Below are 25,138 nucleotides of genomic sequence, written 5' to 3' on the forward strand. Positions count from 1 at the left end.
AAAGACCTAGAATTGTTGATGTTAAGGGATTTATAAATTCTCGTTAAATAAGTTTAACTTTTTAAGCCAAGCTGTTTTTCGTTCTAAAAAGAAAATATCGACAAATAATAACAAGATTGCTAAGCCTAAAAACCATTGGAATCTGCTTTCAAAGTTAGCAACCTGCTTCGCTTCAAATTCTTTCTTATCCATTTTATTTAAAAGATCCTTAACCTGACTAACAACTTTATCCGTATTAGCGCCATTAATGTAAACACCGCCCGCTTGATTAGCAATCCCTTTTAAGGTCTCTTCATTTAATTTTGTAACTACAGTTTCTCCTTGTTTATCTTTTTTATAACCTAGCAAAGTCCCATTTCTTTTTAATGGTATTGGACCTCCCGTTAACTCTCCAACACCAATGGTAAAGATTTTTATACCTTCTTCGTTAGCTTCCTCTGCAACTCTTAATGCACCTTCACCATGATCTTCTCCATCAGATATTATTACTAAAACACGGTTGGTTTGCTCATCATCGTCGTAGTAGGTTTTAGCTAAAATAATCGCTTCGTTTATAGCTGTACCTTGAGAGGATAACATGTCTGTATTAAGATTTTGCAAAAACATTTTTGCTGCCGAATAATCCGTAGTAATTGGCAACTGCGGAAATGCTTTTCCTGCGTAAGCAATAATACCTACACGGTCACTTCCAAGGTTATCAATAACTTTAGACACCAATTGCTGCGCTTTTTCTAATCTGCTAGGTTTAATATCTTCTGCAAGCATACTTTTAGACACATCCACTGCAAATACAATATCAACACCTTCGCGTTTAACAGTCTCTAAACTTGTCCCTACTTTAGGATTTACCAATGCTAAAGACAAACTTGCAAAAGCCAAACACAATACTATTAATTTTAAAACCGATTTAAATACGGACTGATTAGGACTTAAACGTTTTAATAACGCCTTATTAGCAAACTTTTTTTGTGTGCGTTTTTTCCAAAACTGAAGCAACAAAAAGAAGACTACCAATACCGGAATAACCAGCAGCGTCCAAAACCATATTTTTTCTTCTATTTGAAACATTGTCTATACTATTCTATTATTAACCCTTGCTAATTATTTTTGCTTGGATGTTTTAATTAATCTTTTTTATTTCGCTTTCGCGGAATATTTGCCTGTTATACAAAACTCTTAAACAGCGTAATCCTTCCTATAAACTCTAACAATAACAACGCAGCTGCAACCCAAACAAACGGTCTAAAATGCTCGTCATAAGTTGTATATTTTATTTCGTCAATTTCTGTCTTTTCTAGCTTATTAATTTCAGCATAAATCTGTTCTAACTTTTGATTGTTAGTCGCTCTAAAATATTTTCCACCAGTCACCTTTGCAATATCTTTTAAAAGATCCTCATCAATTTCTACCTGAACTCTCTCATACTGAAACCTACCATTTGCCAAGATTTGAATAGGAGACAGGGCCATACCATTTGTTCCAATACCAATAGTGTATACTTTTATACCAAACTCTACTGCCAATTCACTAGCAATTTTTGGATTTAATACACCAGAATTATTAACACCATCGGTTAATAAAATAATGACTTTACTTTTAGCTTTACTATCCTTTAATCTATTAACAGAAGTTGCTAACCCACTACCAATAGCAGTCCCTCCTTCTATAATTGTATTATACTTAATGTCCTCTAGAGAATTTAATACAATAGATTTATCACTTGTTATTGGTGTTTTTGTATAGCTTTCTCCAGCATATTCCACCAATCCAATTCTGTCATTTGGACGCCCTATAATAAACTTGGCAGCCACTTTTTTTAAAGCTTCAAGACGGTTTGGACTTAAATCCTTTGCCAACATACTTGCAGAGACATCAATAGCCATTACAATGTCTATACCTCGTGTTGTTTTGGTTTTTGTATTAGTCTCTGATGTACGTGGTCTAGCTAAAGCAACAATTAATATTCCTAATGCTAAAAGACGCAAGGCAAACAACACGTGTTTTAGTTTAGGTAATAGAGAATTAGTGACCTGAAACCCTTTAAGACTAGATATTTTTAACTCGGCAGTCTGCTTATTGTTTTTAAAAACATACCAAGCAATAGCCAATGGTAATGCTAAAAGCAACCAAAAGAATTCTTTATTCAAAAATGTAATTCCGTCTAACATTAGTTTTCTTTTTGATTAAGTTCTACAGATGACAAAATACGCTCCACCACTTGATCCAAGTAAATGTCATCTTTTAAATAGGTTATCAAAATTTGCTGCATGACCTGTTTGTTAGCAAAACTTAATATTACAAACTGACCGTTTACATAATCCGATTTAGCATCGTCAACAGGAAAATCTAAAGTTCCAGAAGTCTTAACACCTTCTGCACCATTTGGTGTTTTAAACTTATCTTTATTAGATATTATGTTTCGACCACCTTCAGCTTCAATAGCTCTTAAATTACCTTCAATAGCCTGTAACAAATTATCCTCTGCAGATGGTCCTTTTTCGCCTGTAGGCGAATCCATAAAGGTTGTTGTTACCGTTGCAATTGTAACTTTACCTTCTAACTCATAACCAAAAGCAGACACTTTAATTTTATCTTTTAACGCTTCCGGAATTGGTGTGTTTTGTCTTTTTAAAACTTCTGGAGTAGCAATTGTTATCGGAGGAAAACCATAATCGCTATCTACCCAACCACCTTCTAACAACTGCTTTGTTTCTTTTTGAAATACCGTGTCTACCACATAATCAAAACCATATCTATAGCTAAACGCTGCAAACGTCAATCCTAGCATAAATACTAGTGCAGCAATAGTGACCCATATTTTTTGAAGATAATCTTTACGCTCTTGTTGCTTTTTGTATTCTAAATCTAAAAGTTTCTCTTCTTCAGTTGGTTCTGGCAAGGCTTCTTTTACATGATCAATCTCTTGATCAATAACTGTTCTGTCAATTTTTGCCAACTCTACGTCTGGAGCAGATTTTGCAAATTTTACTAAATCGGCACGTTTTAAAACGGTTTCTAGTTTTTTAATATCCGCTTTAGACAGCTCTATTTGACTACCATCACTTAACACTTCTAATCTTGTAATTAACTCATCTGTTGTGCTTTCTAAAGCCCTATCATAAACCTTCTCGTCTAAATATGTACGGATAGCTAATGTTAACTCTGAGTAGTAATCTTTATAGTTGTCCTGAGATAAGTAATTGCTTTCGTCTAATTTCTGTAATGCTAATTTTGCTCTATCATATGGCGGTAATAGTGCAATTTGCTCTTCTTCTGTTAATGGTTTTTTACGCCAAACAAACCAATAAATAACAAACCCTAATAGTGCTAAAATAGCTAAAATAAGTAGTACATATTTCCACCAATCACTAGCTGGTTTTTCAACTTCAAGCATTGGTTTTATATCAAACAATTTTTGTTTTGTAGTATCTACAACTATATTGTTAACCTCAACCAATAAACTGTCTGACACGTATTGCTTTCCTGCAATAATTACTTTTTGCTGCGGAATAACGTAACGTCCAGAATCGAACTGTGTTAAACCGTATTTTTTAATTAGTTTATACTTAGCGTCTAATTTAGTTGTGTCCGTTTTATAAGACTCAATCATTTCTAGAGGTAAAAACGTTTGCCCAACCGGAAAAATAACCGAGTTTAAGGTATCCGTCTCTACTTCAATTTTGTAAGTGATTTGCGCTCCAATTTTGATGGAAGTAGAATCTATTGTTGTTTTTACTTGACCAAAAGACGTTGTAGGTAAAAGCAGCAAGGCAATCGCCACAAGACAAAAACCTATAGCTTTGATTGTATTTACTGTATTAAAATGTATTATTTTTTTCACTTTTAACTAATTAATTATCCTCTTGTTTTAAAGTAACCTAATAACTTTCTTACATAACTTTCGTCTGTTCTACAAGCTATACTACCTGCTCCAGACTTTGCAAAACTATCTTTAAAATAGGCTACCTTTTCGTTGTAAAACTTAGCGTAATTTTTTCTTACAGATTTAGAACTGGTATTAACTAACATTAACGCTCCTGTTTCTCCATCTTGCATTTGTACCATTCCTAAATTAGGGATGTTTTCTTCGTGTCTATCAAAAACTCTAATACCAGTAATATCATGTTTTCCAGCTGCTATTTTAAGTGTTTGTTGATAATCATCAGCAATAAAATCACTCATTACAAATACAATAGCTTTCTTTTTCATGACACTGCGTAAAAACTTTAAAGCTTCGACAATATTGGTCTCTTTGCTTTTAGGTGTAAACTCAATTAATTCTCTGATTATTCTTAAGACGTGAGAACGTCCTTTTTTAGGCGGAATAAATAATTCGACTTGATCGGAAAATAAAATTAATCCAATCTTATCGTTATTCTGAGTGGCAGAAAATGCTAATGTTGCAGCTATTTCTGTTACAATTTCGTTTTTAAACTGATTTTCAGTACCAAAAAACTCTGATCCTGAAACGTCCACCATAAGCATCATGGTCAGTTCACGTTCTTCTTCAAAAACTTTAATGTGTGGCTGACTGGTACGTGCGGTAACATTCCAATCAATATTTCTAACATCGTCTCCAAATTGGTATTGCCTTACTTCAGAAAAAGTCATACCACGACCTTTGAAGGTAGAATGGTATTCTCCTCCAAAAATATGATCAGACAAACGACGTGTCTTAATCTCAATTTTACGTACTTTTTTTAGTAGCTCTTTAGTATCCATTTTTTTTAGTATGCTATGTGCAGTCTTCAGTAAGCAGTCAAAATATAATCAGTATTAATTTAGCTCAAAGCCTATAAATACTAATTACTGCCAACGCATCTATGGTACTTCAATTTCGTTTACAATCTTGTTTATAATATCTTCAGAAGTTACGTTTTCTGCTTCTGCTTCATACGTAATTCCAATTCTGTGACGCAATACATCGTGTACTACAGCACGTACATCTTCAGGTATTACATAACCACGACGCTTAATAAACGCATAACATTTAGCTGCTGTTGCTAGGTTAATACTACCACGCGGAGAGGCTCCAAAAGATATTAATGGTTTTAAATCTGCTAATTTGTATTGCTCTGGATAACGTGTAGCAAAAATAATATCTAAGATATATTTTTCGATCTTCTCATCCATGTATACTTCTCTAACAGCTTCTTGTGCTTTTAAAATTTGTGCAACGGTTACAACAGGATTAACCTTCTCCCAGTTTCCTTTTAAGTTAGCACGCATAATCAACTGCTCTTCTGCTTGCTTAGGATAATCGATAACGGTTTTAAGCATAAATCTATCAACTTGTGCTTCCGGCAACGTATAAGTCCCTTCTTGTTCTACTGGGTTTTGAGTTGCCATTACTAAAAATGGCTTATCTAATTTAAATGTTTCGTCTCCAATAGTCACTTGCTTTTCTTGCATCGCTTCTAATAACGCAGATTGCACTTTTGCAGGTGCTCTGTTAATCTCATCTGCTAAAACAAAATTGGCAAATATTGGTCCTTTTTTAATAGAGAAGTCATTTTCTTTCATATTAAAAATCAACGTTCCAACAACATCAGATGGTAATAAATCCGGTGTAAATTGGATACGACTAAAACTAGCATCAATTGCTTGAGACAACGTGTTAATAGCTAAAGTTTTTGCTAATCCAGGTACACCTTCTAATAAAATGTGACCTTGACCTAAAAGACCAATTAATAATCGCTCAACCATATGTTTTTGGCCAACAATCACTTTATTCATCTCAAGCATAAGTAAATCTACAAATGCGCTTTCTTTCTCAATTTTCTCGTTAATTGACTTGATATCAATTGTACTTGTTTGTTCCATTATATGTTGTTTTTTAAGAAAATGAACCGTTATTTAAATTCAAGTGGTGCAAATTGTTAAATTTTTCACTGTAATCGTGTTAATAATTGGTTAAAAATAGGGTGTTTATTGCACTTTTAAGAGTAATTTATGTTTTACTTTTAATGCTCAATTAACACTATGACAAAAAATAAGTATTCAAAAGTTATTGCAGGAACAATGACTTGGGGACAATGGGGCAAGCAGTTAGACAAAAAAGCCTTTATACAACTAATGCATCATTGTATTGAAAATCAAATAACTACATTTGATCACGCTGATATTTATGGTGACTACACAACGGAAGCCCAATTTGGTAACGCTTTCGCGGAATCTAGTATAAACCGTGACAATATTCAGTTAATTTCTAAGTGCGGTATTCAATATATTGGACAAACACGCCCAGAAAACCAGGTCAAGCATTATAATTATAGTAAAGATTATATTATTTGGTCAACCGAGCAATCACTTAAAAACTTAAAAACAGACTACCTAGACCTACTGTTATTGCACAGACCTAGCCCATTACTAAACCCAGAAGAAGTTGCAGAAGCCATTACTATTTTAAAACAACAAGGAAAAATTAAAGACTTTGGTGTTTCTAATTTTACAGCATCACAAACAGATTTATTATCCAAACATACCGCTGTTTCTGTAAATCAAATAGAATTTTCGTTAACACAACATACCGCTATGCATGACGGTATTTTAGACCATATGCAATTAAACAATACACAACCTATGTGTTGGTCTCCTTTAGGTAGCGTATTTAGAGAAGATACAGAGCAAACTAGACGCATCCACAAACAATTAGGCCTTTTATTGCAAAAATACAATGCAACAGAAGATCAATTATTATTAGCATGGATTTTAAAACATCCTGCTAACATAAAGCCCGTTGTGGGCACCACAAATACCAAAAGATTAACAGATGCTATAGCGGCAACACATATTACATTGGAATTAGAAGATTGGTTTTCAATATTAGTTGCTAGCCAAGGACATAAAGTACCATAAAAAAAATACAACAATGAGTAATACAAAAACTGCATTAATTACTGGTGCAACTAGCGGAATAGGTCGCGCAACAGCACATGAGTTTGCTAAACATGGCATTAACCTTATCCTTTGTGGTCGTCGCCAAGAACGTTTAGACACCATACAAAAAGCACTATCAAAACAAACCAATGTACATACTTTAAATTTTGATGTTCGCGATAAAAAAGCAGTCTTTGCTGCTATTGAATCGCTTCCTGAAAATTTTAAACAGATAGATATTTTAATAAACAACGCTGGTAATGCACATGGTTTAGACCCAATTCAAGATGGTAATTTAGACGATTGGGATGCCATGTTAGACATAAACGTAAAAGGTTTATTATATGTCAGCAAAGCCATTATACCTCAAATGACTGCACGTCAATCGGGACATATCATCAATATTGGATCTTCTGCCGGAAAAGAAGTGTATCCAAAAGGTAATGTGTATTGCGCAAGTAAACACGCAGTTGTTGCAGTAACTGAAGGTATGCGCATTGACCTAAATCCTTTTGGAATTAAAGTAACTGCCATAAATCCTGGATTAGTGGAGACTGAATTCTCTCAAGTTCGTTTTAAAGGAGATGCCAAAGCAGACACTGTTTACAAAGGTTACAAAGCATTACAACCTGAAGATTTAGCAGACGTTATTTACTTTGCAGTATCACGTCCAGCACATGTTAACATTGCAGATGTACTTATGTTTTGTACCGCTCAAGCTAGCTCTACAATTGTAAAAAAGGAGTAAGAAATGATTAATTGGCTTAAATCCGAATGGCATTTATTAACTAAAAACTATTGCAATAGTACTTTAGCAGAATCGCTTTGGGCAGAAATTGAGTCTCAATACATTATAAAAAACAGGCATTACCATAATCTTTCTCATATTTTTAATATGTTGAAACAACTTGATGAGACCAAAACAGAAATCAAAGATTTAGATTCTTTAAAGTTCGCCATTTGGTATCACGACATTATTTACAAGTCAACAAATAAAGATAATGAGGAGAAAAGTGCTCTTTTTGCTTTAAATCGACTCAAAAAGATTGATTTTAATCTAAAAAGAACACAAAACGTTCAAGACTTAATACTATCTACTAAAAAGCACACTATATTTAAAACACAGAATAATGATAACGCTGTCCTTTTGGACTTAGATTTATCTATTCTAGGAACCGATTGGAATACATATAAAAAATACATTTCAAACATTAGAAAAGAGTATAAAATATACCCTAATTTTATGTACAATCCTGGTCGTAAAAAAGTGCTAAATCACTTTTTAGAAAGAGAAACATTATATTTTACAGAGCACTACAAAAAACAATACGAAGCACAGGCAAGAGACAATCTAAACCGCGAGATAAAATTACTTTAAAATATTAACCCTGAAAATAAGTCATGATTAATAAACGCTTACTTATCAAAAACTTACTCGCACATAACGACGAGAATAGTTTTTACGATAAAAAGCGAAAAATTGACATTGGCCAAAAAGAAGGTAAAGCTAAGTTTTTAAAACACGTTTGCGCACTATCAAACTCCAACCCTAAAAACAATTCGTTTATAGTAATTGGCGTAGAAGATGAAGACAACCAAATTATAGGTGTTGACTTTTTTGACGATTCTAAAATTCAAAACCTAATCAATGCCTATTTTAATAATCCTCCTATAGTACAATACGAGAATATTCCGTTCCCACATTTACCCGACCACAAAGTTGTTGGACTAGTCACTATAAGGCCAAAAGAAGGGCTAACTTCTCTTAAAAAAAACATCTGGAAGTATTATGGCGGCTCTGTATTTTTTAGAGATGGCAGCATTAGTATGCCCAAGGTTTTTAAAAGCGAAATTACAGACGTAAATTCTAAAATTGTCGAAGCTATAGAAAGTCACGCGCAAAACAATATTGAATACACATTAGATGGTGTTTTTGATTTTATGAAAAAGCGCCAAGACTACAACCCTAAATACATTGTTTTCAAGGAGTACTTTGTTTTATGTTGGTCTGGCGAAAAAAAACAGGTTAAAAACGAAACCTTTTACTCTAGAGTAGATATCGAGTTAATAAATGAACAAGTCCGATTGTTTTTTTCTACTTTAGACGAAGTTTCTATTAGTTACACAGAACATTCTTTTACCATAATAGAATATTTACAACTCGGACTTCAAGACGCTTATAAATACTATCCTTTAGAAAAAACAACCATAAGTTTTTCTGACAATGCCAGCTACAACATAGATTCTACCTTACTTTTTAATGCGCCTCAATTTGATAAAAAAATTCTACATCACATATATAATAACAATAATGCGATTTTAGAAAAGTTAAAAAAAGGACAAATTTTAAATAATAACGAAACAAAAGATCTAAACAACCTACCTGATACGTATTTAATATGTTATCTAAATTTATTTCACGAAGCATTAGATAAATTAAATGAGGCTAAACCCTTTTTAAAAGCGCTTCCTGAAATTTATAGAAAATACAAAGACGTCTTACGTATTTTACGAAAAGTAAAATACAACTAAGACTAAAATGGTTAGCAATAGTATACATAGCGCACCATTACAAAGAGTTAATTAAGAACACATTTACAATGAAAGACTAAATTAATTAACTTTAAAAACCTTGATTCTCCCGACAAAGCTCGGCATTGAATATGGTTTTATATTATGTAAAAAGCCAATAATTACAATTGTAATTATTGGCTTTTTTTTATTTTAATTAAGGTATTTATTACTTACCTCCATCCAATTGGTCCTGCCAATCATTTAATTCTTTCCATAAGCCTTTAGCTGCTAAATTCGCCTGTCTTGGCCAAGTCCCTGGTTTGTGCATTTCAAAACGCTTACCACCACTTTTTAAAACCTCTTGACATTTTTCTACACTACAACTTGCTAATGCTGCCCAAGTTGTTACCTCGTGATTATGAAACAGCTCTTTTATTTTTGGTCCAATACCTTCTACAACAGTTAAATCGTCTTCCTTTATCTTTTTACCAAAAACTGCTTTTGCTGCTACTGCATCAAAAGTGCTTTTTGGAGGAACAACCTCAACAGGTTTACTTTGCTTTACAGGTGCTGCACTAGCTGCAACCTCTGTTTTAACCGCAGCGCTTGTTGCTGCTCCTGCTGCAAAAGAAGACACCGTATTGCCCGCTCCAGAAGATCGTGACACAGATGCTTTACTTGACTGGCAAGCAGCCAAATCTGTTTCTAGTTTACTAATTCTATTTTTATAAACATCTAAGTCAACAGTATTAGTATTACCGCTACCCGATAGTTTTCCTAAAAGATAACCTAAAATAGCACATATTGCACCCACTAATAAAGGGATTAACCAGCAAGGAATGCTACTAAATATATTTAATGATAAATTCATGATTTTTATTTTTGTTAGTTAATGGTTACGACAACGCGTCTATTTTTTGCTTTACCTTCTTCCGTTGCATTACTGGCAATTGGCGAGTCCGGTCCTTTTGATGCAGTATTAATTTTATTGGCAGCAATGCCATTTTCTACTAAATAACTTTTAGCAAAATCAGCTCTTTCTTGTCCAAGTCTAACATTAGTTGTTCTACTTCCACTGCTATCCGTATAACCTGTCACGCTTAGTAAAGCGCCATCTACTTTATCCGTATACCTCACCATATCTGCTACTTTTTGACGTTGCGCTGTGGTTAAATTAATAGATGCTTCTGCAGTGTTAAAATATAAAACTAAAGGATCTGCTTTAATAGCCTCTCCTAATGCTTTTAACGCATCTGTTTCGCTACTATCACCTTCTGTCATGGTATTAATACTATAGCCCAATGGTCCATGCAGTATTGCATTACTATCTGCTATAAAATTATCATCTAGTCTACCAAACGTATTTATGTTTTTAGACGACAGTCCTTTTGAGATTAAATAATTTTTAACAGTATTAGCACGTGCTAATCCAAGGTTAGGAAAAGCAGAAGTATTTGTTTCATCACTTCTAAAATGTCCAGTAATATCAATAGACTTATCTGGGTTTGCCCCTAAATAATCTACAAGTTTTGTCAATCCATTGTCCACCTCAACTGATAGTGGTTCTATGTAATGATAGTCTGATGTTTTGAAATTAATATTATCATTAATATCAAAACTTAAATTCCCATTTGCATCGCTTATAGCAAATGCATTCATGGTAGTATCTAATTTTGCAGGAACTTCACTCTTAGTTTCTATTGTATTGGCTTTAGAATTGGCATCTGCATCCGCAGTTCCAGTATCACAATTACAACAGAAAAACCAGTACAGAATTGTACCTAGAATAATAGTCAGCAAAATACCTAGAAGATAACCGGTTTTTTTACTCATTATGGTTTGGTTTTTAAGTTAATGACTATCAAGTTATTAAAAATTTAAAAACCTTTTAACATTTATTATGATTAAAACTAATTTTAGCCGAAAAAAATCGATAAACGACACAATATGAGACCTTAAAACATAAAAAAGCCACATCTTTCGATGTGGCTTCAGTTCCGCGAAAGCGAAAAAAATATTATAAATCAAACTTAATGCCTTGAGCTAAAGGTAATTCGTCTGAATAATTAACTGTATTTGTTTGTCTTCTCATGTATACTTTCCAAGCATCAGATCCAGACTCACGTCCACCACCTGTTTCTTTTTCTCCTCCAAAAGCTCCACCGATTTCAGCACCTGAAGTTCCGATGTTTACATTTGCAATTCCACAGTCCGATCCTGCAAAGGATAAGAATTTTTCTGCTTCTTTCAACTCGTTAGTCATAATTGCAGAAGACAATCCTTGCGCAACACCATTTTGAGTATCAATTGCATTTTCTACATCACCAGAATATTTAATTAAATATAATATTGGCGCAAATGTTTCTGATTGTACGATTTCAAAATCGTTTTTAGCTTCAATAATAGCTGGCTTAACATAACATCCAGACTCATAACCTTCACCTTCTAAAACACCACCTTCAACTAATACTTTACCACCTTCAGCTTTTGCTTTTTCAATTGCAGCTAAATATGTGTTTACGGAGTCTTTATCTATTAACGGTCCAATATGATTTTTTTGATCCAAAGGATTACCAATTGTTAATTGCCCGTAAGCACCAACAATAGCATCTCTTACTTTATCGTAAACTGATTCGTGTATGATTAGTCTTCTTGTAGATGTACAACGTTGACCACAAGTACCAACTGCACCAAATACAGCACCAGGAACAACTACTTTTAAATCTGCTGTTGGTGTGATAATAATGGCATTGTTTCCTCCTAATTCTAATAACGATTTTCCAAAACGCTCTGCTACTGTTGCACCAACAATACGTCCCATTCTAGTAGATCCCGTTGCAGATATTAACGGAATTCTATGATCTGTTGTCATAAATTCTCCTACTTTATAGTCTCCATTTATAATTGCCGAAATACCTTCTGGTAAATTGTTTTCTTTTAAAACTGATGCAATAATGTTTTGACAAGCTACTGAGCAAAGTGGTGCTTTTTCTGAACCTTTCCAGATACACACATCACCACAAACCCACGCTAAAGCTGTATTCCAAGCCCAAACTGCTACAGGAAAGTTAAATGCTGAGATTATTCCAACAACACCCAAAGAGTGCCACTGCTCGCGCATAACGTGTCCTGGACGCTCAGACGGAATTGTTTGCCCGTTAAGTTGTCTTGATAACCCTACTGCAAAATCGCAGATATCTATCATCTCTTGTACTTCTCCGTATCCTTCTTGTAAAGATTTACCCATCTCATAAGAGACTAACTTTCCTAAAGGTTCTTTTAATTCTCTTAATTTATTTCCAAATTGTCTTACAATCTCACCTCTTTGTGGTGCTGGCATTGCTCTAAAACCTTTAAAAGCTTCTGTTGCTGTATTGATTACCTTTTCGTAATCGGCTTTAGTTGTCGTAGATACTTTTCCTATTAATTTACCATCTGTTGGCGAGTAAGATTCAATTAACTCTCCACTTCCAAAGTTATTTAAACCTGTCGATGTTCCTTCATTTATATCTTTTAAACCTAGTTGTTTTAAGGCTTCTTTTATTCCGAAATCAGCTGAAACTGCTTGCATATTATAATGATTTTTACGAATTATTTAATTTTTAGCCAATATACTAATATTTCATCGATTTTTTACGACTTTTATTAGGTTAAAATTGATTTAAAATTCGATTAAATTTAAGCCTTAATTTTTGAATTTTAGTCTTAAATTTACTCCTCGAAGTTATATTTTACCATAACTTTAACACACTCTAAAGCACTAATAATCAAAAACCAAACGTAATTAAATTAACAAGTATCTTCTCGTTAATTTTTTTAACCCTATAAATTGTCAACTTCTATGCAACCAAAATCGCTATTTACCATTCTTATTATTATTTTACTAGCTCTTTCTTGTAAACAAAAAGACACTGAAACCGACAACCTTTTTAAGTTTAGAGATTATATTAGTTATACCTCCTCTGGACGTGTCTCTATTGCAGATAATATCAAAATAAATCTTGCAAAGGATGTTGAGGGTTGGGAACCAGAACAAGCGTTAGACAATAGCATTTTTAGTATTTCTCCGCATGTAGAAGGTAAAGCACTTGTGGCTAATAGTCAATCCATAAGTTTTATTCCGGATGAAAATTTAGACGCTGACACGGAGTATACAGTTACTATTAATTTGGGCGAGTTATACAACTCTATTCCTTCAGAGTTTGGTAAATACACTTTCCAATTTAAAACTATTACGCCTAATTTTAATATTCAAACTAACGACTTACAATCCTATTCTAAAGAATGGCAATACCTTTTAGGAGTAGCAAAATCTTCTGATGTTATTACGTTACAGCAAGCCAAGCAATTGATATCTGCAACACAACAAGGCAAGGATTTAAAAATAGAATGGAATGAAAAAAGCATGCCTTCTAAATATTTCGAATTCAAAATAGATAGTATTAATCGCTTAGTTGAAGACACGGAAATACTTGTAAAATGGAATGGAAAATCAATCAAAGCAGATAACTCTGGAGAAAACACATTCCCAATTCCTGGAAAAAACAATTTTAGTATTTTGTCTGTAAACGTAGTTCAAACGCCAGAGCAATACTTGTCAATAAACTTTTCTGACCCTATAAAAAAACAACAAAATTTTGATGGCTTAGTGACTATTCAGAATAGTAAAAACCCAAAATTTATCGTTAATGGAAACGTTTTAAAAGCGTACCCAGAATCTAAAATCACAGGTAATGTACAAGTTGATGTTTTTCAAGGGATAAAAAATACAGACGATTATAAATTAAAAACACCTTTTAGCGAAACCATTGCTTTTGAAGATGTTAAACCACAAGTCAAACTAGTAAACAGTGGTGTAATACTACCTAATTCGCAAGATTTAAAATTCAATTTTGAAGCGGTTAACTTAAGTGCAGTAGATATCAGAATTATTAAAATCTATGAAGATAATGTTCTTCAGTTTTTACAAGACAATAACTTAGAGAGCAGTAATTCTAATCAAATAAGACGCGTTGGTAGACGTATCGCAAAACACACAATAACACTTATTGAAGACCCTGTAGAAAATGATGGTAAATGGAAAACCTATAGCGTTGACCTTTCTAAATACATCAAATCAGATCCTGGATCTATTTACCGTGTAGAATTAGATTATAAAAAAGCATACTCCTTATACGATTGCGATGCTAATGCCAATATTAGTAGTAATGATGACGAGGACGATTATTATGAAGACGACTATTACTACGACGATTATTACGGTGATGGCGACTACACCTATTCAGATACGGAAGACGAAGATTTAAAAGAAGAAGAATATTGGGACAACATCACTTACAGCTACCGCAATAACAACTACAATTGGAGAGAGCGTAACAACCCTTGTAATGATGCCTTTTATAACAATAAGGTTATTTCGCAAAATTTAATAGGTTCTAATTTAGGAGCTATTGTAAAAAAAGGAGCTGGCAACACCTATCATTTTGCTATTACAAACATCCTGAATACTAATCCGGAACCTGCGTCAAAAATTACACTTTACAGTTTCCAACAACAAGAATTAGCTTCAACATCTACAGATAGTGACGGGTTAGCAAAACTTAAAACAGATAAGCTTGCTGCTTTTGCAATTGTATCTAAAGGTAATAATACCACTTACGTGAAATTACGTGACGGAAACTCACTGTCACTAAGTAAATATGATGTTTCAGGAACTACATTACAGCGTGGGCTTAAAGGTTATATATATACAGAAAGAGGTGTGTGGCGACCAGGAGATTCTATTCATTTAACTTTTATGTTAAATGACATCGCAAATAAACTTCCAAAAGAGCATCCTGTAAAGTTAGAAGTCACCGATGCTAATGGAAAACTTGCATTTAAAAATATCACTAATCAAGGCGTAGATAATTTTTACCAATTTAATATTCCGACTGCAACCGAAGATAAAACCGGAAATTGGAATGCTAAAGTCAGTGTAGGTGGTGCTACATTTTACAAAGGACTTAAAGTCGAAACTGTAAAACCAAACCGACTTAAAATTAAAATAGATTTTGAAGATAAAGTACTTAGATCTAACGCACCATTAAACGGAAAACTAGCAGTAAACTGGCTACATGGTGCACCTGCTAAAAATGTAAAAACAGAAATAAAAGCTAAATTTACAACCTCTTATTCTAGTTTTAAAAATTACGAAGACTACCAATTTAGAGACCCTTCCAAAAAATTTAACACAGAAGAAATTACCATATTTGATGGTAAAGTAGATGCAGAAGGCTTGGCAGATGTAACCAAAAACTTAAGCATTGGAGAAGATGCACCAGGAATGCTAAACGCACAGTTTTTAGTTCGCGCATTTGAAAACGGAGGTGACTTTTCTATGGATGCTTTTACAATGCCATATGCACCCTATAACTCTTTTGTTGGTTTAAAATCGCCTAAAGGAAAAGCTTACGGTTCCTTTTTTACAGATGAAAACCACACCTTTGATTTAGTAACAGTAGACGACCAAGGAAACCCAATTAAGCGTAATAATTTAGAAATAAAAGTCTATAAAATTGAATGGCGTTGGTGGTGGAACTCGTCTTACGACAACCTATCACAATACACCTCTAGCAGCTATCACAAGCCTTTTTTAAATAGTAAAGTAAATACTAGTACTAGCGGTAAAGCATCGTTTAACATCAAAGTACCAGAAAACGAAGGCGGACGTTATTACATTACCATAAAAGATCCTATTTCGGGCCATATGACAGGGCGTACAGCATACTTTTATAAAGACTGGTGGAAACGTCAACCTTCTGGAGACAAAGAGGCAGCTAAAATGCTAGTATTTGCTGCAGATAAAGAAAACTATAATGTTGGCGAAACTGCAAAAATCACATTCCCATCAGGTACAGAAGGTCGTGCTTTAGTTAGTATAGAAAACGGATCTGAAGTCTTACAAACTACATGGGTAAAAACAAAAAAAGGAGAAACTACTGTAGATATCCCTATTACAAAGGATATGGCTCCAAATGTATTTATCAACATCTCATTACTACAACCACACGCTTCCGTTGCCAACGATTTACCGTTACGTTTATTTGGTGTTATTCCGTTATTAGTAGAAGATCCAAATACGATATTAGAACCAGAAATTAGAATGCCGAGCGTGTTGCAACCTGAACAAGAATTTGAAGTATTTGTCTCAGAAAAAAACAACAAAGCCATGACCTATACTATTGCTATGGTGGAAGAAGGCTTATTAGACTTAACACGATTTAAAACACCAAATGCATGGCAATCCTTTTATGCAAGAGAAGCTTTAGGTGTTAAAACCTGGGATGTTTTTGATGATGTTATAGGTGCTTATAGCGGAAGCATAGAACAAGTTTTTGCTATTGGAGGTGATGGAAATGCTGCTGATGGAAAAAATAAAAAAGCAAACAGGTTTAAACCTGTCGTTAAATTCTTTGGACCATTTAAATTAGAATCTGGTGGAAGAAAAACACATAAAATAAAAATGCCAAATTACGTTGGTGCAGTAAGAACAATGGTTGTTGCAGGTAATAATACGACTGAAGCATATGGAAGTACTGACAAATCTGTACAAGTCAAAAAACCATTGATGGTATTAGCAACGCTTCCAAGAAAATTAAGTCCAGGAGAAAAAGTAACACTACCAGTTACCGTTTTTGCAATGGAACCTAATGTAAAAAACGTATCCGTTAAATTAAAATTGAGCAACGGAATTACAGTTGTTGGAGACCAATCCAAAGCATTGACTTTTGCCCGTCCAGATGAGCAAATGACTTATTTTGAATTAGACGTTAGTAAAGCAAAAGGCGTAAATACAGTAGAAGTTATTGCGACTGGAAATGGTGAGTCGTCAACTTATAAAGTAGAGATAGATGTCGAAAATGTAAATCCGATATCTTCTAAAAGTTTAGACGCGACATTAGATCCAAATGGGGCAAAAACAATAGATTTTACCACCTTTGGTGTCGTCGGCACAAATAGTGCTAGTGTTGAGTTTTCAACATTGCCTCCAATGGATTTTACTAGAAGATTACAGTACCTAATACAGTACCCTCATGGCTGTGTGGAGCAAACGACGTCTAGTGTATTTCCACAGTTATTCTTACAAGACATTTTTGATTTACCGTTTAATAAAAAGCAAGAAATACAAACTAACATAGAAAACGGAATCAAACGTTTAGGTCATTTTCAAAGACCAAATGGTGGTATGAGTTATTGGATTGGAGAAGGTAGCGCTAACGATTGGGGAACCAGTTATGCCGGGCACTTCTTATTAGAAGCTGAGAAAAAAGGATTTGTACTACCATTAACTTTTAAAAGCAATTGGATTAAATACCAAAAACAAGCTGCACAAAGTTGGAGACCAAGCTACAAAACATATAACTCGGACTTAGCGCAAGCCTATCGTTTATACACTTTAGCATTAGCCGGAAGCGCTGATTTAGGAGCTATGAATCGCTTACGCGAATTTTCAGAAATTTCTAACGAAGCTAAATGGCGTCTAGCAGCAGCTTATGCATTAGCCGGTCAAGTCGAAGCTAGTAATAAAGTATCTAGTACTGCAAACATTAATTTTAAGGCACAAAAATACAATTACTACACTTACGGTTCTGTTGACAGAAACAGAGCTATGGCATTAGAAACTATGATTTTAACTAAAGACAAACGCGCTAAGGATTTATCCGAAACTATAGCAAGAGACCTGTCTAGTCAACGTTGGATGAGCACACAAACTACAGCTTATAGCTTATTGGCAATGGCTAAAATGGTTAATGCTAATGGCGGTAAAGCAATGAAGTTAAGCTATACAATAAATGGTAAAACAGAAACGATAGACACTAAAAACGCCATTGCCCAACGTCCTTTAATAGTTAATGATGGCAGCAACAATGTAACCATTAAAAACGAAAGAGAAAATGTTGTTTACGTCCGTGTTTTAAGCTCAGGAAAGCTACCATTAGGTCAAGAACTAGTTGAGCAAAGAGGGTTTACTACAAACGTTATTTATAAGGATTTAAAAGGTAATAGAATTGACATCTCAAAACTACAACAAGGTCAAGACTTTGTTGCAACGGTCCAAGTAACCAATACTAAAAATTATAGCGTTAATGATGTTGCGTTGACACAAATTTTTCCGTCAGGTTGGGAGATAGTGAACACCCGTTTTACAGCTTTTGGAGCGTCTACAACAAGCCAAGCAAGATTTACAGACATTAGAGACGATCGTGTTAATTTCTATTTTGACTTAGGTCCGAAAAAAACGAATACCTTTAATGTCATGCTTAACGCATCGTATTTAGGTCAATATTATTTACCAGGATTACAAGCAGAAGCCATGTATGACAATACGTTTTTAGTTAGAAATAAAGGACAATGGATTGTAGTGGAGAAATAATATATTCCCACGAAAGTGGTAAAAAAATTAACGTTTTAAAGTAAAATGACCAACACGACGTTGCCCATTAATTATTAAAACATACCAGTAATCTGATGTTGGTAAAGGACTTCCATTAAACGTACCGTTCCAAGCGAATGGTGCGTTTTTTGTGCTTTTTAGAAGCTTACCAAACCGATCAAAAAGATACACTTCTGATGTCTCAAAATGCGCTATACCTTTTAAATCGAAGGTATCATGATAACCATCGTTATTTGGTGTAAAAAACTGAGGGACGTAAAAGTGTAAAAAACGAGTGGTTACAACATCTGTACAATTACTACCTTTAACATAAATAGTATATAGACCGCCTTCCATATCACTAAACACGTTTGAGTTTTGGTAGTTAACACCATCTACAGAATACTGAAAATCACCAATATTACTAGTGTTAACTATAATGGCACTTTCAATGGACTCCACAGATTCTATAATAGGAATTTCAATTTGTGTTACTGTAAACGTTATAATAGTACTCAAACACCCATTTCCCACTTGAACAGCATAAACACCTGCTGTACCAACCTCTAAAAAAGAAGTTATCTCTCCTGTACCCCAAAGGTAAGTTGGACTAGTTATGGCTGTAAGCGCTTGAAGACTTATGTTTTCTCCTTGACATAAAGTTAAAAATTCTTCTTGGTTATCAATAGGTTGATCACCAAAAACATCCCAATTACAAGATGTTGTATTAAAAATTGCACTTTCCCAACATGCCAAAACAGGCTGATTAGGTTGTACACCTGCAATATCCCAACTACAAGTTACCGTATTAAACGTAGCACTTTCCCAACACGCTAAACCTGTCGGAGCTATAGGTTGTGTCCCTGTAATATCCCAACTACAGGTTGTTGTATTTATAGTAGCCGTTTCCCAACATGCCAAAGTTGGAGCTATTCCCAAATCAGTAACAACCACTTCAAAAACTTCTGAAACCACATTACAAGAACTATTATTGACATTGGCTGCAGACTGCGCCACTTTTGCTCTGTAATACGTCGTTGTATTAATACCAGAAATAGTAATGTTTTGATTAATTTCTCCAATAATATCAGACCATATTGTCCCATCACTACTTTCTTCCCATTGATAAAAATGAGTACTAAAAACAGTATTATCGGGCGTTACAGTTAAGCTAGTACTATACGGTGTTTGATTGCTACACAAATTAACGGTGGCATTATTAGACGCATCACTAATAGTAATATTATCGCCACAGCTTTTAAAAACAATATCATCAATAGCCAAGTCATTACCACAACCACCGACACCATTATTTTTCATTTTTAAAATAACAGAGGTTTGACCAGGCAATGTCTGAAACACCAAACCAAATTGCATCCAATTAGGCGTTGTAGTACTGCCAATATCTCCTGTACTTCCTGAAGCTAAAAGATTAGTATCCGTGTTATCCCAAATTTCAAAACTGACATTTATCGGAATTGCATTTGCACCACAAAAGCCGGTAGAAGGCGTTATATTTACTAACCACGACGAAAACTCGTAAGTCGTATTAACACATAACCCGCTAATTGGAGTATTATAAAATTCGCCAGACGTAAAATCAGAATTAATTACCAGCATTTTCCCGTTAGTATCGTCAGGCGTATGATCAGGAATTGTAAACCAATCAAAATAATTAGTCGTGTTACTTACAGTGTAAAACCCATCATTTGGTTCTGCTCCGTTAGCGTAGGCATAAGTTGTTGTTCCTGCTGGTAAAGCACTTTGACCTGTACCGACTCCAAAATTTTCCGTAAAAATAGGGTCACCAGAATTTCCATTACAAAATCCCAATTGTGCCACCACGATTTTTGTAGAAAAAAAAGCAACGCAAATTATGATTGTTTTAAGAGTCTTAAAGTACTTTTTCACGTTTATTATTTAAATAATCTTATCAAGTATAAATGTATTTATTTAAATTCACAATTATAAAAGCAACTAAACCACTTCTGTAGTGTTTATGTATAGGTTAATTAACTTTATTAAAAAAAACAAGATCAAATCCGTAGTGCTTTTAGCGCTATTACTAGCGTATTTACTCTGCTTACCTAAGCAACTTTTTAAAAATCCAACAGCAACCGTAATAACCAGTAATACAAACGTTTTACTTGGTGCACAAATAGCAAAAGATGGCCAATGGCGTTTTCCGGAAAGCGATAGTATTCCAGAAAAATTTAAAACTTGCATCATTGCTTTTGAAGACGAGTACTTTTACAAACATCCGGGATTTAATCCTATTTCAATTGTAAAAGCGCTCAAACAAAATGTTAGTTCTGGTCATGTAAAACGCGGTGGAAGCACTATTACACAACAAGTTATTAGACTATCTAGACAAGGTCAATCTAGAACTTATTTAGAAAAATTAAAAGAACTTATTTTAGCCACACGTTTAGAACTACGCTATAGCAAAGAAAAAATATTAGCATTATATGCTAGTCATGCGCCTTTTGGCGGAAATGTAGTTGGAATTGATGCTGCTTCTTGGCGTTATTTTAATAGAAATGCTAACGATTTATCTTGGGCTGAAAGCGCTACACTTGCAGTTTTACCTAACGCACCAAGCTTAATTTATCCAGGGAAAAATCAAAAGCGATTATTAGAAAAACGAAACCGATTACTTAAAAAATTAGTAGACAATAAAACTATAGATGAGTTAACATACAATTTATCTATTGCTGAAGGTTTACCGCAAAAACCTTATGCGCTACCACAAATAGCACCTCATTTATTGCAAACCATTTCAAAAACAAATAAAGGAGAACGCATAAAAACGACAATAAAGAAACAACTCCAAGTGCAAGTAAATACCATTGTTTTAAATCATTATAACACATTAAAACAAAACGAAATTTACAATATCTCCGTTTTAGTTTTAGATGTTAAAACACGACAAGTACTGTCTTATGTTGGTAATTCTCCAACGGATAACAAACACCAAAACAGTGTTGATATTATCAACAAACCAAGAAGTACGGGTAGTATTTTAAAACCATTTTTATATGCTGCCATGTTAGATGCAGGTGATATTTTACCTAACACATTAGTGGTTGATATCCCCACTCAATTTGGAAACTACTCTCCAGAAAATTTTAATAAAACATTTGATGGTGCTGTACCTGCAAAACGCGCATTATCTAGATCTTTAAATGTGCCCGCTGTTAGAATGTTACAAGAGTTTGGTTTGGACCGGTTCCATCATTACTTAAAAGATTTAAACCTAAAAGATATTAGATACAATGCCAATCACTATGGTTTATCATTAATTTTAGGTGGTGCAGAAAGTAACCTTTGGGATTTATGTAAAAGTTATGCTGCCTTCTCTTCCACAATCAATCATTTTAACGACACATCAAGCGAATACTTTTCTAATGAATTTTGTGAACCCACGTATTTTGCTTCAAAAACGATAGATTTTGGTAAGAAATCTAACGAAAAAACAGTATTTGATGCAGCATCCATATACTTAACATATCAAAGTTTAAAAGAAGTCAACAGACCTGAAGGTGACGATAATTGGCAGTTTTTTGACAACTCAAAACAAATTGCTTGGAAAACAGGAACAAGTTATGGTTTTAGGGATGCTTGGGCAATTGGAACTACCAAAGATTATGTTGTTGGTGTTTGGGTTGGTAATGCAGATGGAGAAGGACGACCTGGTTTAGTAGGTGTCCAAGCTGCTGCCCCTATATTATTTGATGTTTTTAGTTTACTACCCAATAGTCAATGGTTTAAAAAACCGTTTGATGAAATGCAAGAGGTCGATATTTGCAGTGTTAGTGGTTACAGAGCTTCTGTTAATTGTCAAGAAACCGAATTACAACACATCCAATTAAGTGGTTTAAAAACAAAACCATGTCCATATCACACCTTAATACATGTGGATAATACAGGATCATTTCAGGTTAATACGTCTTGCGAAGATTTAAGTGGCATCCATACTAAATCATGGTTTATACTGCCACCTTTAGTAGAGTATTATTACAAAAAAAAGAATCCATTTTACAAACCTTTACCACCTTTTAGAGCAGATTGCTTAGGACAAGACGATGTCAACATGCAATTTATTTACCCTAAAAATGCAAGTACCATCTTTTTACCAAAAGACTTTAATGAAACGATCAATGAGTTGGTTTTAAAAGTAGCCCATTCTGAAAAAAGCAGTACCCTATTCTGGTATATAGACCAAACGTATATTGGTCAGACTACAGATATACATGATATTGCCATTATACCTGAAGTAGGCCCACACACCATTATTGTTGTTGATAATTATGGAAATGAACTAAAACGAAAGATTACCATTTCTAAATAAATGACACACCAACACTACGCCTTATCCCAAGTAATAAATGGGTTATTACTTAATTGCGAATTATAATACCTAACATCTCCTGTTACCTCTTGACCCAACCAGCTTGGCTTAGTAAACTGTTCGGTTTCAGAATTTAGCTCTACTTCTGCTACGATTAAGCCCTTATTATCTCCAAAAAACTCATCAACTTCAAAAATATGTCCGTCCACTTTTACCTCGTAACGTATTTTATCAATAACACCTTCTTCGCATAATTGTAGTAATTGCTCAGCTTCCTCTTTTGGAATACTTTTTTCCCATTCAAACCGTGATAAACCGCTACTGGAAGATTCTCCTTTTATTGTTAAAAAACCGTCGTCTCCTTTTAAACGGACTCTAACTGTGCGCTTTTTATGCGTATTTAAAAATCCTTGGACAATTCGTGTACTTTTAAATGCTTGGTCTTTAAAAACATCGGATTGTACTAAAAATTTACGTTCTATTTCTATCATTTTCACTTTCCGTGATCACGGAACTATTTTTATAGATTATTAATATTCTTTTTTTATTGAGATTACTGCCTGCGTAGGAATTAGTAAATTTACAAGATGCAAAACGATTTACCAATAAGAAAAATTATTCATGTGGATATGGATGCCTTTTACGCGTCTGTTGCACAAATGGATAATCCAGAATTAATTGGTAAAGCTATTGCTGTTGGGGGCGGTGGACCACGCGGTGTTATTAGCGCAGCAAGTTATGAAGCCAGGAAATTTGGTGTAAAAAGCGCCATGTCAGGACGCTTAGCTATAAAATTGTGCCCCCATCTTATTTTTGTAAAAACAGATTTTGAACGTTATAAAGAAATCTCTAATCGTATTAGAAAAATTTTTTATGACTACACAGATTTAGTAGAGCCTTTATCTTTAGATGAAGCGTATTTAGATGTTACGGAAAATAAAAAAGGACATCCAAGTGCTTCCATGCTTGCAGAAGAAATTAGAACACGAATTTTTAACGAAGTTGGACTAACCGCATCGGCGGGTATTAGTATTAATAAATTTGTAGCAAAAATTGCCAGTGATTATAATAAGCCTAATGGTCAAAAAGTAGTTAATCCAGAAGAAGTTTTAGACTTTTTAGAAGCTTTAGATATTAGAAAATTTTACGGTATTGGAAAAGTTACCGCCGAAAAAATGTACCAAAAAGGAATCTATACCGGATTAGATTTAAAGTCTAAATCGCTTGCATTTTTAGAATCAAATTTTGGTAAATCAGGCACCTCATATTATTATATTGTAAGAGGCATCCATAATAGTCCGGTTAAACCGAACCAAATACGGAAAAGCCTAGCTGCAGAACGTACGTTTAATGAAAACTTATCTTCTGAAGTGTTTATGCTAGAAAAACTACAACTTATTGCTGACGAAGTTGCCAAGCGTTTAAGTAAAAGTAAAGTGGCAGGAAAAACGGTTACTTTAAAAATAAAATATAGCGACTTTACACTTCAAACACGCAGTAAAACACTGCCTTATTTTGTGGCTGATGCTGCTGTAATTTTAGAAACTGCAAAGGATTTGTTGTATCAAGAAAAGATGAGCAACTCTGTACGATTACTAGGTATTTCTTTATCTAATTTAAATACTGTGAAAAAACCAAAAAAGACAGAAGAGGACAAAGCCATTAGTGTCCAATTAAGTTTTAGATTTTAGGCTACGGACAAAATACGTTCTAACGGAATAATAGTGGACGTTTTTAAAATTACATATTTTTCTGTCACACCCCAAATAGTAGTGTTTACCCTTTTTAAACCTTCGTTATCTGCAAATAAGATGCGTACTTTTTCGTGTTCTATGTTTCCTAAGACCATGGCTCTAGTTAACGTTAGGCAACGCTCTGCTTTTTCTGTTTTAGATGCTAGTAACTCTTCTTTAGGAAACTTTAAATATTTAATCTCTTCTTTTTCTATTGTTTGTATCGCTAGGTTTCTCATGTTGTTT

The 25,138-nt window shown here is 34.0% G+C and carries 18 protein-coding genes; 7 read left to right on the top strand and 11 right to left on the bottom strand.

The genetic code is table 11. The annotated features are described in order from the left end of the window. Positions 1-30 precede the first annotated feature (30 nt). From BMZ09_RS01465 to BMZ09_RS01485, 5 genes are all read right to left on the bottom strand, one after another. On the bottom strand, positions 31-1,068 hold the full coding sequence (locus BMZ09_RS01465; protein WP_090836852.1) for a vWA domain-containing protein: 1,038 nt from the start codon (positions 1,066-1,068) through the stop codon (positions 31-33). A 95-nt stretch (positions 1,069-1,163) separates the two neighbouring features. Next, the gene (locus BMZ09_RS01470) at positions 1,164-2,168 is read right to left on the bottom strand and encodes a vWA domain-containing protein (protein WP_090836854.1); all 1,005 of its coding nucleotides are present in this window, start codon (positions 2,166-2,168) and stop codon (positions 1,164-1,166) included. Beyond that, entirely contained in the window at positions 2,168-3,841 is a 1,674-nt protein-coding gene (locus tag BMZ09_RS01475) for a hypothetical protein (protein ID WP_245741073.1), read from the bottom strand. The genes BMZ09_RS01470 and BMZ09_RS01475 overlap by 1 nt, the downstream gene beginning before the upstream one ends. Positions 3,842-3,855: 14 nt before the next feature. Further along, on the bottom strand, positions 3,856-4,722 hold the full coding sequence (locus BMZ09_RS01480; RefSeq protein WP_090836856.1) for a DUF58 domain-containing protein: 867 nt from the start codon (positions 4,720-4,722) through the stop codon (positions 3,856-3,858). 99 nt (positions 4,723-4,821) lie between these two features. Beyond that, positions 4,822-5,823, bottom strand: coding sequence for an AAA family ATPase (locus tag BMZ09_RS01485; RefSeq protein WP_090836858.1), 1,002 nt, complete (start codon positions 5,821-5,823; stop codon positions 4,822-4,824). 159 nt (positions 5,824-5,982) lie between these two features. Here BMZ09_RS01485 and BMZ09_RS01490 point away from each other — a divergent pair, with 159 nt between their 5' ends. Genes BMZ09_RS01490 through BMZ09_RS01505 form a run of 4 tightly spaced genes read left to right on the top strand, consistent with a single transcriptional unit; the run spans position 5,983 to position 9,411 of the window. Beyond that, on the top strand, positions 5,983-6,858 hold the full coding sequence (locus BMZ09_RS01490; protein WP_090836860.1) for an aldo/keto reductase: 876 nt from the start codon (positions 5,983-5,985) through the stop codon (positions 6,856-6,858). A gap of 13 nt (positions 6,859-6,871) precedes the next feature. Then, positions 6,872-7,627, top strand: coding sequence for an SDR family NAD(P)-dependent oxidoreductase (locus BMZ09_RS01495; protein ID WP_090836862.1), 756 nt, complete (start codon positions 6,872-6,874; stop codon positions 7,625-7,627). Between the two features lie 3 nt (positions 7,628-7,630). Then, positions 7,631-8,257: an HD domain-containing protein gene (locus BMZ09_RS01500; protein WP_245741075.1), complete on the top strand. Its 627-nt coding sequence runs from the start codon at positions 7,631-7,633 to the stop codon at positions 8,255-8,257. Between the two features lie 23 nt (positions 8,258-8,280). Next, positions 8,281-9,411, top strand: a complete 1,131-nt coding sequence (locus BMZ09_RS01505) for an ATP-binding protein (protein WP_090836864.1) — start codon at positions 8,281-8,283, stop codon at positions 9,409-9,411. Between the two features lie 208 nt (positions 9,412-9,619). Here the strand turns inward: BMZ09_RS01505 and BMZ09_RS01510 are convergent, their stop codons facing one another. From BMZ09_RS01510 to amaB, 3 genes are all read right to left on the bottom strand, one after another. After that, positions 9,620-10,264 carry a hypothetical protein gene (locus BMZ09_RS01510; RefSeq protein WP_090836866.1) on the bottom strand — a complete coding sequence of 215 codons (645 nt, stop codon included), beginning with the start codon at positions 10,262-10,264 and terminating at the stop codon, positions 9,620-9,622. Between the two features lie 14 nt (positions 10,265-10,278). Further along, complete coding sequence (locus tag BMZ09_RS01515) at positions 10,279-11,226, bottom strand: OmpA family protein (protein ID WP_090836868.1); 948 nt, start codon at positions 11,224-11,226, stop codon at positions 10,279-10,281. Between the two features lie 184 nt (positions 11,227-11,410). Continuing rightward, positions 11,411-12,964, bottom strand: coding sequence for an L-piperidine-6-carboxylate dehydrogenase (amaB, locus tag BMZ09_RS01520; RefSeq protein WP_090836869.1), 1,554 nt, complete (start codon positions 12,962-12,964; stop codon positions 11,411-11,413). A 270-nt stretch (positions 12,965-13,234) separates the two neighbouring features. Between amaB and BMZ09_RS01525 the strand changes: the two genes are divergently transcribed. Beyond that, positions 13,235-18,808, top strand: coding sequence for an alpha-2-macroglobulin family protein (locus BMZ09_RS01525; RefSeq protein ID WP_090836871.1), 5,574 nt, complete (start codon positions 13,235-13,237; stop codon positions 18,806-18,808). Positions 18,809-18,835: 27 nt separating this feature from the next. On the opposite strand, the gene BMZ09_RS01530 is transcribed toward BMZ09_RS01525, so the two are convergent. Then, on the bottom strand, positions 18,836-20,641 hold the full coding sequence (locus tag BMZ09_RS01530; protein ID WP_177183494.1) for a T9SS type B sorting domain-containing protein: 1,806 nt from the start codon (positions 20,639-20,641) through the stop codon (positions 18,836-18,838). Between the two features lie 166 nt (positions 20,642-20,807). Here BMZ09_RS01530 and pbpC point away from each other — a divergent pair, with 166 nt between their 5' ends. After that, positions 20,808-23,159, top strand: coding sequence for a penicillin-binding protein 1C (pbpC, locus tag BMZ09_RS01535; protein ID WP_090836874.1), 2,352 nt, complete (start codon positions 20,808-20,810; stop codon positions 23,157-23,159). Positions 23,160-23,173: 14 nt separating this feature from the next. Here pbpC and BMZ09_RS01540 read toward each other — a convergent pair whose 3' ends face one another. Continuing rightward, positions 23,174-23,650 carry a CYTH domain-containing protein gene (locus BMZ09_RS01540; protein WP_090836875.1) on the bottom strand — a complete coding sequence of 159 codons (477 nt, stop codon included), beginning with the start codon at positions 23,648-23,650 and terminating at the stop codon, positions 23,174-23,176. A 96-nt stretch (positions 23,651-23,746) separates the two neighbouring features. Here BMZ09_RS01540 and dinB point away from each other — a divergent pair, with 96 nt between their 5' ends. Beyond that, a complete protein-coding gene (gene dinB, locus BMZ09_RS01545) occupies positions 23,747-24,850 on the top strand; it encodes a DNA polymerase IV (RefSeq protein WP_090836877.1) in 1,104 nt (367 codons plus the stop codon). On the opposite strand, the gene BMZ09_RS01550 is transcribed toward dinB, so the two are convergent. Continuing rightward, positions 24,847-25,131, bottom strand: a complete 285-nt coding sequence (locus BMZ09_RS01550) for a hypothetical protein (protein WP_090836878.1) — start codon at positions 25,129-25,131, stop codon at positions 24,847-24,849. The two genes, dinB and BMZ09_RS01550, sit on opposite strands and share 4 nt — an antisense overlap. Between the last annotated feature and the right edge of the window lie 7 nt (positions 25,132-25,138).

Source organism: Olleya namhaensis, assembly GCF_900114005.1.
Lineage (GTDB): Bacteria > Bacteroidota > Bacteroidia > Flavobacteriales > Flavobacteriaceae > Olleya > Olleya namhaensis.

Coding starts and splice junctions, on each gene's coding strand:
- BMZ09_RS01490 (WP_090836860.1), top strand. CDS start 5,983: ATGACAAAAAATAAGTATTCAAAAGTTATTGCAGGAACAATGACTTGG.
- BMZ09_RS01480 (WP_090836856.1), bottom strand. CDS start 4,722: ATGGATACTAAAGAGCTACTAAAAAAAGTACGTAAAATTGAGATTAAG.
- pbpC (WP_090836874.1), top strand. CDS start 20,808: ATGTATAGGTTAATTAACTTTATTAAAAAAAACAAGATCAAATCCGTA.
- BMZ09_RS01485 (WP_090836858.1), bottom strand. CDS start 5,823: ATGGAACAAACAAGTACAATTGATATCAAGTCAATTAACGAGAAAATT.
- BMZ09_RS01550 (WP_090836878.1), bottom strand. CDS start 25,131: ATGAGAAACCTAGCGATACAAACAATAGAAAAAGAAGAGATTAAATAT.
- BMZ09_RS01500 (WP_245741075.1), top strand. CDS start 7,631: ATGATTAATTGGCTTAAATCCGAATGGCATTTATTAACTAAAAACTAT.
- BMZ09_RS01505 (WP_090836864.1), top strand. CDS start 8,281: ATGATTAATAAACGCTTACTTATCAAAAACTTACTCGCACATAACGAC.
- BMZ09_RS01470 (WP_090836854.1), bottom strand. CDS start 2,168: ATGTTAGACGGAATTACATTTTTGAATAAAGAATTCTTTTGGTTGCTT.
- BMZ09_RS01540 (WP_090836875.1), bottom strand. CDS start 23,650: ATGATAGAAATAGAACGTAAATTTTTAGTACAATCCGATGTTTTTAAA.
- amaB (WP_090836869.1), bottom strand. CDS start 12,964: ATGCAAGCAGTTTCAGCTGATTTCGGAATAAAAGAAGCCTTAAAACAA.
- BMZ09_RS01525 (WP_090836871.1), top strand. CDS start 13,235: ATGCAACCAAAATCGCTATTTACCATTCTTATTATTATTTTACTAGCT.
- BMZ09_RS01465 (WP_090836852.1), bottom strand. CDS start 1,068: ATGTTTCAAATAGAAGAAAAAATATGGTTTTGGACGCTGCTGGTTATT.
- BMZ09_RS01510 (WP_090836866.1), bottom strand. CDS start 10,264: ATGAATTTATCATTAAATATATTTAGTAGCATTCCTTGCTGGTTAATC.
- BMZ09_RS01495 (WP_090836862.1), top strand. CDS start 6,872: ATGAGTAATACAAAAACTGCATTAATTACTGGTGCAACTAGCGGAATA.
- dinB (WP_090836877.1), top strand. CDS start 23,747: ATGCAAAACGATTTACCAATAAGAAAAATTATTCATGTGGATATGGAT.
- BMZ09_RS01515 (WP_090836868.1), bottom strand. CDS start 11,226: ATGAGTAAAAAAACCGGTTATCTTCTAGGTATTTTGCTGACTATTATT.